Genomic DNA, 15,247 nt, shown 5'->3' with positions numbered 1-15,247 from the left:
CATTTTAATGGACTTGAGCTATTAGCCGTAGAATTAATTCTACGGCGGGTTTTCTCGCTTACCAACAATGGTGCAAGATCTGAGTTGAAACTGACTGGCATGAGAATTTTAGTCCATTTTAATGGACTTGAGCTATTAGCCGTAGAATTAATTCTACGGCGGGTTTTCTGGCTTACCGAGCGCGATTAACTAGCGCTTCACTGGCGGTTACTGCGGTTATTAGTACTTGCGATTATCCCAATTAATCGCCAAATTAGCCAAATTCCGGATTTATTGGAGCAGTCAGGAATCTGAGACTATAATCAAAATCATGACAAACACCACCGCTCATCCTCCCCATGGCTGACACCCGCGAAGACGCTTATTTAGAATTAATCCAAAATCTCCTCAATTCTCCTCATGGGGAAGAATCTGCCATATTAAACGTTAACTCAGACTTGGTGGATGGTGGGTTGGTACAGATGATGCTAGAAAAAGCCGATAATTTGAGATGGGAAGGGAGTTTAGACAATGCTAATCGTTTGATGAATATTGCGGGATATTTGCTGGGGGTATATAGGAAAATTGACTCCTTAGTAGCTGCAACCCAAGCAGAATATTTTAATTTATTAATCGAATTATTACAGGCGACTTCCGATAGCAAGGGTAATCCGGAAGTTGTCTACCCTCTACTGGAAGCAAATCAAGATAAACTGAATTTAAGTTTCGCTGAGGTATTGTCAAATTGGGCAAGGGTAAATCTTCCTCAACAAGAAGCAACAGTAGCAGCAGGGAATGCAGGAGTTATCGTCGATTTCAGTAATCTGATCTGGCAATTTCCCCTGGGGAGGCGGAGGGATAATTTAGAAATTGCCATAGTTGGTTATGAAATAGCATTGAGTGTTTTTACCCAAGCAGCTTTTCCCGAACACTGGGCGGGTACTCAACATAACTTGGGAAATGCTTACAGTGAAAGAATTAAAGGCGAAAAAACCGATAACTTAGAAATGGAGATCGCTTGTTATGGAGAAGCCCTAAAAATTCGTACCCTGACTCAAAGAAATTGTCAGGTGCGCCATTCGCAACGTAACGCACCACGGGATCTACCCCCATCCGTTACATCCGTTACATCCGTTACCCCATCCGCTGCCCCATTTTAATCCCGACAAAAATAGTCGGATATGTTTGACGCAATTTTCACCATGTGTTACTATCAGACGACCGACGATAGAAATAGAGAGACTCCACCCATGACCCAGGCGACCTTATCCCCAACATCACGAACATCTGCCACTTTTAAGAATCTCCAGTGCAAAGAGTGCGGTGCAGAATACGAACCGAAAGCCACCCACGTTTGTGAATTTTGTTTTGGTCCGTTGGAAGTCGCGTATGATTACAACGAGTTGCGTCGCCAAGTCACTCGCGAAACCATTAAATCTGGTCCTAATTCGATTTGGCGCTATCGTGCCTTCTTACCTGTAACTAGCGAGAATCCGATTGATGTGGGTACGGGGATGACACCTTTAGTCAAATCTAATCGCTTGGCACGTCGCCTGGGTCTAAAAAATCTTTATATTAAAAATGATGCCGTCAACATGCCCACCCTCAGTTTTAAAGACAGAGTGGTGTCAGTCGCATTAACTAGAGCTAGAGAATTGGGTTTTTCTACAGTATCTTGTGCTAGCACTGGTAACTTAGCAAATTCTACCGCCGCGATCGCAGCTCATGCAGGTTTGGACTGTTGCGTCTTTATCCCCGCAGACTTAGAAGCCGGAAAAGTCCTCGGTACGCTAATTTATAATCCAACTGTCATGGCAGTAGAAGGGAACTACGATCAAGTTAACCGCCTCTGTTGTGAAGTAGCCAATACCCACGGCTGGGGTTTTGTCAACATTAACTTGCGCCCCTACTATTCTGAAGGCTCAAAAACCCTAGGCTTTGAAGTAGCAGAACAACTAGGCTGGGAACTACCAGATCATATTGTTGCACCACTAGCCTCTGGTTCCCTTTACACCAAAATCTATAAAGGCTTCCAAGAATTCATTAAAGTAGGCTTAGTAGACGAGAAAGCTGTTCGCTTCAGCGGCGCACAAGCACAAGGTTGTTCCCCCATCGCTCAAGCATATCAAGATGGACGCGATTTTATTACTCCCGTCAAACCCAGCACCATTGCCAAATCCATCGCCATCGGTAATCCTGCTGACGGAGTTTACGCCCTAGAAATTGCCCACAAAACTGGTGGTAGCATTGAATCTGTCACCGATGCAGAAATTATTGACGGGATGAAGCTACTGGCAGAAACTGAAGGTATCTTCACGGAAACTGCTGGTGGAACAACAATTGCTGTACTGAAGAAACTAGTAGAAGCAGGAAAAATTGACCCCGAAGAAAAGACAGTTGTCTTCATCACAGGTAATGGACTAAAAACCCAAGAAGCAGTTCAAGGTTATATCGGCGAACCCTTCACAATTGAAGCAAAACTCGATAGTTTCGAGCGGGCATTAGAACGTTCCCGCACCCTTGGTCGCCTCGAATGGCAACAAGTTTTGGTATAATTTTTGTTATTGGTTGTTTGTTATTGGTTATTTGTTATTTGTTATTAGAAAAATCAACAACCAACAACCAACAACCAACAACCAACAACTAACAACTAACAACCAACAACCAACAACCAACAACCAACAACTAACAACCAACAACAAAATCTATGGCAGTCAAAGTTCTAATTCCTACAACCCTGCAAAAATTCGCCAACGACCAAGCTACGATTGAATGTACCGCTAGTAATGTATCCGAACTAATCGACTCATTGGACAAGACATGTCCCGGTATTAAAGGAAGGCTCTGTGACGATGAGGGAAAACCCCGTCGCTTTTTAAACTTCTATGTCAACAGTGAAGATATTCGCTTTCTCGAAGGTACAAATACACAATTAACTGATGGAGATGAAGTTAGTATTGTCCCAGCAGTTGCTGGAGGTTGATGTTAGGGAAAAGGTGGAAAAATAGATAAGTTAGGTTCGATCGCCCCTTGATTTTAAGGCAAAAACTCTATCTGTAGGGTGCGTTACTGCTAACGCACCACCAACCCCTAATGCTCTTAAATTTTAACTCCTAACACCAAACTCCTAACACCGAACTCAGTTAGAGTAGGTGCGGAGGAGGTTAAAATAATTAAGGTGTCTGATTACCCGATGAAGCTGATGGTGTTGCTTGTGGTTGTTTAGACTCAGTAGCAAGACGTTTGATTTGATCCTTATATTGAGCGGGTGCTAAGGAAACAGCGGTGGTAAAAAGGGGTTCAGCTTCAGCCGTTTTACCTTGTTGTCTCATAATTATTGCCTTAGCTAATACTGGTCTAAAATCTTGTTTGTTTGTCCTAATCGCATCATCGTAGATCACCAGAGCTTCAGTGTAGCGTAGCTGACTAGCGTAAACTTGACCTAACAATAACTGTACTGATGTGACATCAACTGTTCCCGCCTGAACATCATTGAGCTGAGTTGCTGTTTTCAGGGTATCTTGTAAAAGTGCGATCGCAGCTTCAGGGCGTTTTTGAGCAACTTGTAAAGCCGCTAATCCTTCTAGCGCTTTCAAGTCACCGGGCTTTGTTGCTAATATTTGACGATAACCAAGAGCCGCTCCTTCAGCATCACCCGTTTGCTGTTTTAATTGAGCCAGCAATACCGTATACTCTGTTTGCTCGGGATTGAGTTTGGCAAACTCTTCTAGGGGAGCAATTGCTCCTTTAATATCTCCTAGTTGCAGGCGTGCTTCCACAAGTCCCCGCAAAGCCGTTTGATTTTGTGGCTCTCGTTGCACCACTAGCTCATATCCTTTGACTTGAGCTTCTAATTCTGCCCGTTTTTCTCCAGACACTGTGGATGTTGGACTTGGTGTTGCCACAGAAGAAGAAGACGGCTCTTGCTTAAGGGCAGTCCCCAACAGAGGAATCATTGAAAAACCCACAAATGCCAGGACGGCTAGCACTAAAACAACATTGATCCAGGGATTGCGCTTACCAGACACGAAACTTCCTTGAACTGATCGAATAGACTTACTTAATTTTAGCTTAATTTTAACTTATAACTTGCACCATTCACAATTACCAGTTGCATCCCTCCCCCAGCCCCCTTCCCTAATCAAGACAGAGGAGTATGATTTCATCCGCCCCCTTCCCTTGAAGAGAAGGGGGCTGGGGGGTTAGGTTTTTTAAATTAGGGAGATCCGGATATCAATCTGTTAGATAATTTCTAATTGTCTCCAAAAAATTCTCCACATTAAACGGTTTCAGAATATACTCTGTCATTCCTAGATCTTTAATTTTCTGAAGATTGCCTGTATCAGCACTTGCCGTCAGAAACAGAAAGGGAATATTGGCGGTGACATGATTTCCACGTATCTGCTCGAAGACACCATAACCATCGAGTTCCGGCATCATCACATCACAGAGAATTAAATTGGGCTGATATTCTTTTGCTAACTCGATCCCAATCTTACCATTGTCAGCCCCTATAGCATCAAAGCCTTCCATCTCCAATAGCTCGAGCAGGTTATCTCTGATAAAGCTTTCATCTTCAATTATCAAAATCTTTTCCATAAACTACCTCTATTTCAATTTGCAATATTTCCTCAAATTTCTCAGGATCAAACGAGCAGTCGATCTCTGATAAGTTTATCAAGGAAATACCTGTAAATCCAGGATAAAGCTTGAACATAAAAGGAGCCGCTACCCTTACAAAAGTGGTTATTCTCCCTGGCATACCTCCTGACATGAAAGGATTAGGCTGCCGATTACATATCCCTACCTAAGTCTGGTAAACTAGGGCTTTTTTAAGAGCAAGCGCTATAATCGGTACTCAGATACGAGCGGTGGGTTGTTTACTGTACTACTTAGACGAGACTGATAGGGGGAGCGGTAATGACACGATATATAAATATACTGAAGTTGTTTTGGAGTACTGCACTCGCAGCCGAACTAGAATATCGGCTCAATTTTGCGATCGCGACCTTAAGCAGTTTAGGGAACCTCTGTGGTAGCTTATTTGGGCTATTTTTATTCTATCGCACTGGCTACACCTTTGAGGGTTGGAATTGGGAGGAGGCACTACTTGTTTTAGGTATTTTTACTTTCTTGCAAGGATTTTCTGCAACGTTTCTTGTTCCTAATTTAAGCCGAATTGTCGAACATGTACAGCAGGGAACCCTAGATTTCGTTCTCCTCAAACCAGTTAGCTCCCAATTTTGGCTTTCATCCCGTACCATTTCACCTTGGGGATTCCCAGAAATAGTCTTTTCAGGAATACTGATTGGTTTTGCAGGGACAGGCCTTCAGTTTACAGCATTTGACTATCTTCAGAGTGCCATGCCCATCTTTTTTGCGATGGTTAGTCTCTATAGTATATGGTTTATTCTGGGAGCAACTAGTATCTGGTTTGTGAAAATCTACAACGTCACTGAAGTACTGAGAGGTTTGATGGAAGCAGGTCGTTTTCCGATGGTGGCATACCCGGCGACTTATCGGTTTTTCTTTACCTTTGTCGTACCAGTGGCATTCTTAACCACTGTACCAGCAGAAGCCATGCTCGGTCGCTCTCAACCAATCTGGATCGTTGGCTCTGGTATCCTAGCTTTCGGCTTACTTTTGGCTTCTGGTATCTTTTGGCGCTTTGCACTGCGTTTTTATACAAGTGCTTCTAGTTAGGGAGTGGGTTTTTTGGAGTGGGTTTTTTGGAGTGGGGAGTGGGGAGTGGGGGTAAAAATAGTGGTACAAAAGTAGGGTGCGTTATGCTTTGCTAACGCACCCTCATAAATATACAGCAGATTGCAGGTTTATGAAGTAAACCCCAGGAACCCGGTTTCTCAAAGAAACCGGGTTCCTCTGTGCCTCACATCCCTAAAAATTACTGTACTATATAGAACTGCTGTAACTCCTTAACCGATACAATAAACCCTGTGCTTTATCTATAACGGTTTCATGTCTACCACCACATCTCCCTTTTCCCCTGAAGAAATTGCCGCCGAGGGCTTGAAGCCTGAAGAATACGACGATATTGTCCAACGGTTGGGGCGACATCCCAATAAAGCTGAATTGGGCATGTTCGGTGTAATGTGGTCAGAACACTGCTGTTATAAGAATTCCCGTCCCTTACTCAAACAATTTCCCACAGAAGGCGATCGCATTTTAGTCGGTCCTGGGGAAAATGCTGGCGTGGTAGACTTGGGGGATGGACTGCGACTGGCTTTTAAAATAGAATCTCATAATCACCCGTCTGCGATCGAGCCTTTTCAAGGAGCAGCCACTGGAGTTGGTGGTATTCTCAGAGATATTTTTACCATGGGTGCGCGTCCCATTGCTGTTTTAAATTCTTTGCGTTTTGGTTCTTTAGATGATGCCAGAACCCGTAGACTATTTAGTGGGGTAGTAGAAGGAATTTCCCATTACGGTAACTGTGTCGGGGTTCCCACTGTTGGTGGTGAAGTTTATTTCGATCCCGCTTACAGTGGCAATCCCCTAGTTAATGTGATGGCGCTGGGGTTAATGGAAACTCCAGAAATTGTTAAATCTGGTGCATCTGGTATTGGTAATCCAGTATTATATGTAGGTTCTACTACAGGTAGAGATGGGATGGGTGGCGCAAGTTTTGCTAGTGCAGAATTGAGCGATAAATCAATGGATGATCGTCCCGCAGTGCAAGTAGGAGATCCTTTCTTAGAAAAATGTTTAATTGAAGCTTGTCTGGAAGCTTTTAAAACTGGTGCGGTAGTGGCAGCACAGGATATGGGAGCAGCCGGAATTACCTGCTCTACTTCGGAAATGGCGGCAAAAGGTGGAGTGGGAATTGAGTTAGATTTAGACTTAATTCCTAGTAGAGAAACAGGAATGATTCCTTATGAATATTTACTTTCAGAATCTCAAGAAAGGATGCTGTTTGTCGCTCATAAGGGGCGGGAACAGGAGTTAATTGATATTTTCCACCGCTGGGGACTTCAGGCTGTAGTAGCAGGAACCGTAATTGAAGAGCCAATTGTCAGAATTCTATTTAAAGGTGGGGTAGCAGCAGAAATCTTGGCAACTGCTTTGTCCGATAATACGCCAATTTATCACCATGAGTTATTGACAGAACCGCCAGAATATGCAGTGAAAGCTTGGGCTTGGACACTTGATTCTTTACCGAATTGTGCGATCGCGGGAATAGAAATTTCAGGTAAGTTTAATAGTTGGAATGATATCTTGCTCGAACTTCTGGAAACTCCGACTATTGCTTCTAAGCGTTGGGTTTATCGTCAGTACGATCATCAGGTTCAGAATAATACGATAATTCTGCCAGGAGATGCTGATGCGGCTGTGATGAGATTGCGTCCATTGCTGGTAGATGGGGCAACGGATGGGGTAACGGATGTAACGGATGGGTTATCGGTTAGCCAACAACCAACAACTAACAACCAACAACCAACAACCAACAACCAACAACCAACAACTAATAACCAACCACAAAAAGGTGTTGCTGCTACTGTGGATTGTAATTCTCGTTATGTTTATCTGGAGCCTTATGAAGGGGCGAAGGCGGTGGTGGCAGAAGCGGCGAGAAATTTGAGTTGTGTGGGGGCACAACCTATCGCAGTTACTGATAATTTGAATTTTGGTTCCCCAGAAAAGCCGATTGGCTATTGGCAGTTGGCTTCGGCTTGTCGGGGGATAGCTGAGGCTTGTCTGGAAATGGGAACTCCTGTTACTGGTGGTAATGTTTCTCTATATAATGAGACTTTCGATAGTAATGGTGTTCCACAGCCAATTTACCCGACACCTGTTATTGGTATGGTGGGGTTAATTCCAGATATCGATAAAATTTGTACTCAAGGTTGGAAAACTCCAGGAGATTTAATTTATCTTTTGGGATTGCCTCTGTCTGATACTACTCCTCATGTATCGTTAGGGGGTTCGGAATATCTGGCAAGTATTCATGGTTTGGTTGCAGGTAAACCTCCTCTAGTTAATTTTGAGTTGGAATGTCGGGTACAAGCTGCTTGTCGCGAAGGAATTCTCCAAGGTTGGGTACAATCTGCTCATGATTGTGCAGAAGGCGGAATTGCTGTGGCTGTGGCGGAATCTTGTATTTCTGCTGGATTGGGTGCCCAAATTAATTTAGGAATGATTGATGGCGAAATCCGTTGGGATTATATTCTTTTTGGTGAAAGTGCTAGTCGGATTTTAGTTTCTGTCAGTATTGCACAACAAGCTAATTGGGAATCCTATCTAAAGGAATCTTTGGGAGCATCTCCAGATACTTGGCAACTGCTTGGGGTGGTTGGGGCAGAAAACTCCAATTTACGGGTTGTGGCTCATGACGATCGCCAAATCCTGGATCTTACTATGGCAGAAATTTGCGATCGCTTCCGCAATGCAATTGAGGATCGTTTAACTAAGCTGTAGCACATCTCACTTTATCCTTACATACTTCATACTTCATCTTTCCCTTTGAGACTTCTGCAAATCATGATATAGATGCTATCGTTAAGGAATCGTTAAGTTTCGTTAACGATTGTTTCGTTATTTGCTGCCATTGAAGTCTCACGAATCCACTGCTGCTACCAGGAGCAAGCCTCTACCTATGATTCTCCAGTCATCCCTCCCCTCTGACAAGTATCGTCCTCAATCTCATGACGAATATACCCAGCAACCCGATAAACCAGAAGAAGCCTGTGGGGTTTTTGGCATTTATGCACCAGAGGAAAATGTCGCCAAATCAACTTATTTTGGTTTATTTGCCTTACAGCATCGGGGGCAAGAATCCGCCGGGATTGCTACCTTTGAAGGAAAAAAGGTGCATCTCCACAAAAATATGGGCTTAGTATCTCAAGTTTTTAGTGAGGATATCTTGAACAAACTGTCAGGAACTATAGCAGTTGGTCATAATCGCTATTCTACAACTGGTTCAAGTCATGTGGTCAATGCTCAACCTGCTGTAGTGGAGACTCGATTGGGACCGCTAGCACTAGCTCATAATGGTAATTTAGTCAATACATCGGAACTACGGGAATATTTGCAGAGCAAAAATTGTGATTTTGTGACAACGACAGACTCGGAAATGATTGCAATCGCAATTGGTGCAGAAGTTGACAGTGGGAAAGAATGGTTAGATGCTGCTATTAGTGCATTTAATCATTGTACGGGAGCTTATAGTTTAGTAATTGGTACTCCCGATGGTTTAATGGCTGTGCGAGATCCCAATGGGGTTCGTCCTTTAGTAATTGGTACTTTGGAAGGTAATCCTATCCGCTATGCCGTCGCATCAGAAACTTGTGGTTTAGATATTATTGGTGCAGAATATTTGCGAGATGTGGAACCTGGAGAATTAGTCTGGATTACAGAGGCAGGAATGGCTTCATTTCATTGGAGTCCGAAACCAGCACGGAAGCTTTGTATTTTTGAGATGATTTATTTTGCAAGACCTGATAGTATCATGCACCATGAAACATTATATAGCTATCGGTTGCGATTAGGTCGTCAGATGGCAAAAGAAATACCAACAGAAGCAGATATTGTCATTGCAGTGCCTGATTCAGGAGTTCCTGCTGCCATTGGATTTTCCCGAGAATCTGGCATTCCCTACGGTGAAGGATTAATTAAAAATCGCTATGTTGGCCGTACTTTTATTCAACCAACCCAACACATGCGAGAAGCTGGTATCCGCATGAAACTCAACCCTCTCAAAGATGTCTTAATCGGTAAACGAGTAGTTCTCGTAGATGATTCTATTGTACGGGGAACAACTAGCCGCAAAATAGTCAAAGCCTTGCGAGATGCGGGTGCAAGTGAAGTTCACATGCGAATTTCTTCACCACCTGTGACTCATCCATGTTTCTATGGTATTGATACTGATAGCCAAGATCATCTTATTGCAGCTACTAAATCTGTGGAAGATATTGGAAAGCAAATTGGTGTCGATTCTTTAGTTTATTTAAGCTGGGAGGGAATGATGATTGCTACCCGTGAAGAATCTGACAGTTTTTGTTCAGCTTGTTTCACAGGCGATTATCCTATAGCCATACCTGAAAATATTAAGCGTTCTAAATTGATGCTGGAAAAGATTAAGATTTAATGGGGAATGGGGAAGAGAGTTTTGAGTTTTGAGTTTTAAGTTTTGAATTTTGAATTAAAACTCGTGTCTTAGTGTCTTAGTGTCTTAGTGGTTTATTAAAGCTACCGCAAAGGCCACCAAGGCACTTTATTCCTTGTAGCACTGTAGACATCCTTTGTTTTATACGCTTCCACCAAACTGGGAAAAGCTTTGCAGATATTTCCGTTTTTCGTATAGCCCACGAAGATTCAAGGTTTAACCCCAAAGTGATGGAAGAGGGTTATGGTAGCCAATTCTCATCCAAAGCTCGATCTAGAGTAAAACATGGTTGTTCGGGAATTGATCGAGGATCGAGATTACTAGCTTGCAAGAAAAGTTTTCTACCATTTTTATATTGTTTAGCAAAGTTATCTTGCAAAAACGTTTTTAGACTAGGGCTAGTCTCTAGTCTCTTTTCAATTTCGATCCTAAAGTTAGCGATCTCAACCAGCCAACCCCTCAAACACATTTCTCGTTCAGATTCCCAATATTTAAGCTTTAGCAAGTGTTCGAAAAGCCGCATTAAATAACTAGAAATTGCGTGTTTATCGCTCTTTCCCAAACTTTCCACCTCCTCGATTAAATTCTCTAGATCTATATTGTTAAAATCACCTGTTCTCAACTGCACTAAAGTTTGGTCTAGCCAAAGTTGGTAGTCTTGCTCATAAAGAGATATTTTAATCTCTGTTGTCATTGTCATAATTAGTTTCTCTTTATAAAAATATTATGTCAGATTTGGGTATGCTACAACCAGCAATATCCACCTCTGTCTGATTCCCATACTCATTATATAGCGGTTTTCATTTCTGTGCGGTACAGTTTTAACCTCTCTCCTTGTAGGAGAGAGGCTTTAAAATTAGCCCCCTTCCCCACAAGGGAAGGGGGTTGGGGGTTAGGTCTGAATTTACTCCATTCAACTGTTATAGTCTATAAAGATGGATCATCTTTAAATTTCAGATACTTATTCCGAATAACATAAAATGAAAAGTAAAAAACATCTACGTTATTTTATTCCATTACTTATAATTATTTCTTTCAGCTTATTGGTTACTAGTGGCTTGAAGATAAAAGGAGTATTGGCAGATAAGCACATGGATTTATTCACATTCGTGTCAAGTTTATCGACTCCACAAGTCAGCGTTAATGAATTGCAGTCGGGGCAGTTGAAACCTGTAATTTTGGTAGATGTGCGATCGCAAAAAGAATACGATCTCGATCGGATTGGCAATAGCATCCTGATTCCCCTAAACGATATTGAGTCTGGCGCTGCTATCCAAAAGATTCGCGATATCGTCCAAAGTAATACTCACCCCGATCAAAAGATGCCCACAATCGTGCTTTACTGTAAAGTAGGAGGCGATCGATCCTTCAAAGCATACAAAGAATTAGAAAAAACTGGACTAAATTTTGTCGTTCTCTCAGGGGGAATAAAAGGATGGCGACAAGTTGTGCCAGATAAAAATGATGCTACGGTTTTAGCGCCAATTACTCCCTTGGCGAATTGATATTTTTGTAATAACCAAAGTTGCTAGTTATAACCCAATGAATTGCTAATTGCTAATTGCTAATTGTAAATTGCTAATTGTAATTTTTTTTGATCTACCATTAGCCATTAGCCATTTAACGCCTATGTCTAATGAATCAAGGGATAAAGCACCAAGCCAACTACCGCAGATGATAACACTAATACAGGTTCAGGTAATTTCTTCTTAAATTTCCATAATAGAGCAAAACTTAACAACGCGATCGCAACTGTGGGAATATCAATCAGGGATCTCCTTGCCAAGACAATTACCGATCCCATAATTGCCCCAGTTGCCGCCACCGTTACTCCCTTGACAAAAGCGGCAATTCCTGGTTGTTTGCCATGTTTCTTAAAATAAGGAGCAGGAATAATAGTAAATAAATAACAAGGGATAAAAGTTGCCCCTGCTGCAATAATTGAACCCGATAATCCAGCAACTAAAAAGCCAATAAATCCTGTAGTAATTACCACTGGACCAGGTGTAATCATTGCCACAGCGACTGCATCTAGAAACTGCTTATCAGTTAACCATTGGAAGTCTTTAACTACCCCACCATAGAGAAATGGGACAATTGCTAATCCACTGCCAAAAACAAAGGCTCCCGCCTGGGTAAAATAGATAAAAATCTTCCATAAAATTCCGCCACTAGCCGTGGGTACTCCGGTTGTAGCTAATAACCATAATGGATTCACGATCAGAGAAAGCGACTTCGGCTTTTTTAACCCGCCTTTTGGAGGTGCTTCCACCAACCAAACTAAGATTCCTGCGACAAGAAACACCCAAATAATCTCAGATTCTGTAATTACAGTAATCGCCACACTTACCAGATAAATGACCCAAATTATAGTACCTTTAACCATCTTCTGAGTAAGTTTGTAAGCGCTATTAGCAATAATAGCAATAACGCAAGCACCCACTCCGTAAAAAACAGCCTGCATCCAACTAATACCACCATATCGCACGTAAAACCAGCCCAAGGCAACCACCATAAAAAATGAGGGTAAAACAAAAGCTAATCCCACCACAGTTGCACCCAAAATATGGTAATGAACATAGCCAAGGTAGATTGCTAATTGTGCTGCTAATGGACCCGGTGCCAACTGTGCTAGTGCTAATCCTTCTGCATAATCACTCTCAGAAATCCATTTCTTTTGTTCAACAAGATCTCGGTGCATATAGCCAACTAGTGCGATTGGTCCGCCAAACCCAATTGAGCCTAATTTGAGCGCATACAACACCATTTCCCAGAGGGAGTAGGGAGATGTGGGTGTGGCAATATCTATAGACTGATTTTCGTTTTCTGAGGATTGACTCATAAGTTTATGGCGATGCCTTTGAGAGATTTATTTTAGTGGTTGTCAAGAACTAATTGATTATATAAGATAATAGAGAATAAGGAACTCCTAATATTGCCTATTCCCTATTGCCTTAAGATTATGTATCGCGAGTCTTTCCCTACTCCCCACTCCCTATCTCACAGCCTATGGCAAAATCAACATCGCATCACCAAAAGAATAAAAGCGATAATTATGCGCGATCGCAGGTTTAGAAGAACCGGATAGTGGCTCAATTATCATTAACGGTGAGGATACGACTCACCTGGATCTCAGCAATTTATAAAAGTTATAAATATAATACATAACTTAATGGCAATATTAAAATATTTTATTTTTTATTAATTTTTTTGCGGTTGGCTAACCAATTAAAAGAATCCAGGTTAACATTGGCTTTATTGTCAAGGATAAATTGAGATGAAGTTAATTAATTCTACTCGTAGATATCTCCATCTGGACATCAATTTTTCAGATTATATTTTCCAGAAATTTAACGTACTCAAGGGAGTTTGGGAGTATCTTGCCCTTATTTCGATTCTAGGATTGGGATTTGTTGTTAGATATCCATTGGTTTTGTACAATCTTCCAGTAAGTGCTAATGTAGATGAACGTTTAAGTTTAGCGATACTTTACCGATTTGAGAATGTAGGCCTTAATCCGGAGTGGTTTCATTATCCTTCTTTTTTTTATTATCTGACATTTTTTTGGTGCGATTTTTGGGGAGATATTAATTCAGCTCTTTTTTATGGTAGGATTTTAAATTTACTGTTTGGATGTGGATTGGCAGTCTCAGTATTCTTCCTGTCTCAGTATCTATACAAGTCTAAGACGGCTAGTCTAATTGCTGCTGCTTTGACGATGTTTAGTCCTCTTTTGATCGAGAGTGGTAGCTATATAATAACTGATATTCTCTTGGCAATATTATCTGTAATAGCTCTACTTTTGCTGATGAGGTTTTTCGAGACAGCTCAATATAAGTTCTGGTTGATGGGAGCCTTGGTAATTGGTTTGGCTATATCTACAAAATATACTGCTTTAATCGTTGCTATTACTTATGTAATTAGTGAATTGATAAATTATAAGTCTTTAAGTGAAAAATCTCGAGGAAACTGGCTGCTATTAAATAAAGGATTTACTCATTTTCAATTAACTGGGATATTTTCTATATTATCTCTGATTTTATTTGCGATAGTAATTCTATTTCCTCACGATCTATTGATGTCAATATTACAGACATCTGGAGATCTCAATTCTACTGTAGATGCCAAAGATATTATATTTTTCAACTCTTTAAGAAAAAAAGTACTATATTTGGGTATATTATCTTTGATCTGTACGGTTCTCTCGTACCGATTTCCCAGACTGTTTGAGCGATTTGGTCTCTTCAGGATATACATGGGAATTGGGATTATAACAGTTGGATTTTTACTGGCTTCTCCTTACGTTTTAGTCTCTTGGAAAACCTTTATCTATGATTTTGGCTCCGAACTAAAACATAATGCCCTTCACACTGAAGATAGTCAATGGCTTGCCTATATTAGATACTATTTTGATAAAGAGAGTATGGTGGTTTTAGCATTTTTTATAATTGGGATATTTATGTCATTTAAGCGGAAAATAAATTTGGGGGTTCTCTTAACTTATTTAATACTATATTACATAGTTATAGGTTCATCAACACGGAGTTTTCCTAGATATTTAGTTCCAGCTTTACCAATCTTATTTGCTATCTCTGGATTCGGTATTGACTGCGTTGGCTCTTACTTAAACAAATATCGAAAAGGTTTTCGCAGTATTGTCTTGCTCTTTGTAATTGTTGTTATCGGATTCGAGGTATATGCTAAGTTCCCATCTTCTCTATTCCAGAATTACAATAAAGATGAAATATTTGATTCCTATCAATTTGTCAAAAAATATAATCCAAGTCAGGTATATTTTTCCGGAGATTCACCTAATGTGGAACTGAGGATTGCAGGGTTAGAGGTTGAGAAAATACCGGAAAAGGCTTTGCTTTTGGATAACTACGATTTTTTGACAAATCTAAAGCCTAATCAACTTATCATATTAGACGGGGCTAAAAATACGCAAATTTATCCTGAAGTGCGACAGCAATTCAAACTTTTATGGAGTACAAATCGAGGCGGAGGGCAGTACATCTATAAAATTCATTAGCGATTGTAAAATGAAATAGGAACGAAAGTAGTGATTGAGCCTTTTATGGTGGAATAATGGAGTGAAAACAAAAGCAAAAACCCTGAAAAGTTCCTCATACCAAAAAACCCCACACC

14 protein-coding genes are annotated in these 15,247 nt (G+C 41.1%); 9 read left to right on the top strand and 5 right to left on the bottom strand.

Translation table 11 applies throughout. The features are described from left to right. The 4 genes from NJ959_RS14350 to NJ959_RS14335 form a co-directional block, all read left to right on the top strand. A partial coding sequence (locus NJ959_RS14350) for a hypothetical protein (RefSeq protein WP_254012435.1) occupies positions 1-189 on the top strand: 189 nt, incomplete at its 5' end. A 149-nt stretch (positions 190-338) separates the two neighbouring features. Then, complete coding sequence (locus NJ959_RS14345) at positions 339-1,139, top strand: hypothetical protein (protein WP_254012434.1); 801 nt, start codon at positions 339-341, stop codon at positions 1,137-1,139. Positions 1,140-1,229: 90 nt separating this feature from the next. After that, complete coding sequence (thrC, locus tag NJ959_RS14340; RefSeq protein ID WP_254012433.1) at positions 1,230-2,534, top strand: threonine synthase; 1,305 nt, start codon at positions 1,230-1,232, stop codon at positions 2,532-2,534. 152 nt (positions 2,535-2,686) lie between these two features. After that, positions 2,687-2,962 (top strand): MoaD/ThiS family protein, encoded by a 276-nt coding sequence (locus NJ959_RS14335; RefSeq protein WP_254012432.1) that lies wholly within the window; start codon positions 2,687-2,689, stop codon positions 2,960-2,962. 190 nt (positions 2,963-3,152) lie between these two features. On the opposite strand, the gene NJ959_RS14330 is transcribed toward NJ959_RS14335, so the two are convergent. Both NJ959_RS14330 and NJ959_RS14325 read right to left on the bottom strand, forming a co-directional pair. Beyond that, positions 3,153-4,007 (bottom strand): tetratricopeptide repeat protein, encoded by an 855-nt coding sequence (locus NJ959_RS14330; protein WP_254012431.1) that lies wholly within the window; start codon positions 4,005-4,007, stop codon positions 3,153-3,155. A 205-nt stretch (positions 4,008-4,212) separates the two neighbouring features. Next, positions 4,213-4,578 carry a response regulator gene (locus NJ959_RS14325; RefSeq protein ID WP_254012430.1) on the bottom strand — a complete coding sequence of 122 codons (366 nt, stop codon included), beginning with the start codon at positions 4,576-4,578 and terminating at the stop codon, positions 4,213-4,215. A gap of 321 nt (positions 4,579-4,899) precedes the next feature. On the opposite strand from NJ959_RS14325, the gene NJ959_RS14320 reads away from it, so the two are divergent. The 3 genes from NJ959_RS14320 (at position 4,900) to purF (ending at position 10,081) form a co-directional block, all read left to right on the top strand. Continuing rightward, on the top strand, positions 4,900-5,682 hold the full coding sequence (locus tag NJ959_RS14320; RefSeq protein WP_254012429.1) for an ABC transporter permease: 783 nt from the start codon (positions 4,900-4,902) through the stop codon (positions 5,680-5,682). 273 nt (positions 5,683-5,955) lie between these two features. Continuing rightward, on the top strand, positions 5,956-8,412 hold the full coding sequence (purL, locus tag NJ959_RS14315) for a phosphoribosylformylglycinamidine synthase subunit PurL (RefSeq protein WP_254012428.1): 2,457 nt from the start codon (positions 5,956-5,958) through the stop codon (positions 8,410-8,412). A 178-nt stretch (positions 8,413-8,590) separates the two neighbouring features. Then, a complete protein-coding gene (purF, locus tag NJ959_RS14310; RefSeq protein WP_254012427.1) occupies positions 8,591-10,081 on the top strand; it encodes an amidophosphoribosyltransferase in 1,491 nt (496 codons plus the stop codon). A gap of 259 nt (positions 10,082-10,340) precedes the next feature. On the opposite strand, the gene NJ959_RS14305 is transcribed toward purF, so the two are convergent. Continuing rightward, positions 10,341-10,793 (bottom strand): DUF29 domain-containing protein, encoded by a 453-nt coding sequence (locus NJ959_RS14305; protein ID WP_373693660.1) that lies wholly within the window; start codon positions 10,791-10,793, stop codon positions 10,341-10,343. A 286-nt stretch (positions 10,794-11,079) separates the two neighbouring features. Between NJ959_RS14305 and NJ959_RS14300 the strand changes: the two genes are divergently transcribed. Further along, on the top strand, positions 11,080-11,604 hold the full coding sequence (locus tag NJ959_RS14300; RefSeq protein ID WP_254012425.1) for a rhodanese-like domain-containing protein: 525 nt from the start codon (positions 11,080-11,082) through the stop codon (positions 11,602-11,604). Positions 11,605-11,732: 128 nt separating this feature from the next. Here NJ959_RS14300 and NJ959_RS14295 read toward each other — a convergent pair whose 3' ends face one another. Continuing rightward, positions 11,733-12,941, bottom strand: a complete 1,209-nt coding sequence (locus NJ959_RS14295) for a chromate transporter (protein ID WP_254012424.1) — start codon at positions 12,939-12,941, stop codon at positions 11,733-11,735. A gap of 165 nt (positions 12,942-13,106) precedes the next feature. Next, positions 13,107-13,163, bottom strand: coding sequence for a hypothetical protein (locus NJ959_RS31035; protein WP_507237488.1), 57 nt, complete (start codon positions 13,161-13,163; stop codon positions 13,107-13,109). A 213-nt stretch (positions 13,164-13,376) separates the two neighbouring features. On the opposite strand from NJ959_RS31035, the gene NJ959_RS14290 reads away from it, so the two are divergent. Then, the gene (locus NJ959_RS14290) at positions 13,377-15,131 is read left to right on the top strand and encodes a glycosyltransferase family 39 protein (protein WP_254012423.1); all 1,755 of its coding nucleotides are present in this window, start codon (positions 13,377-13,379) and stop codon (positions 15,129-15,131) included. Positions 15,132-15,247 lie beyond the last annotated feature (116 nt).

Origin of the sequence: Limnofasciculus baicalensis BBK-W-15, from assembly GCF_024178385.1 — a bacterium.
Taxonomy (GTDB): Bacteria; Cyanobacteriota; Cyanobacteriia; order Cyanobacteriales; family Coleofasciculaceae; genus Limnofasciculus; species Limnofasciculus baicalensis.
This window is presented reverse-complemented; position numbering and strand designations above follow the sequence as displayed.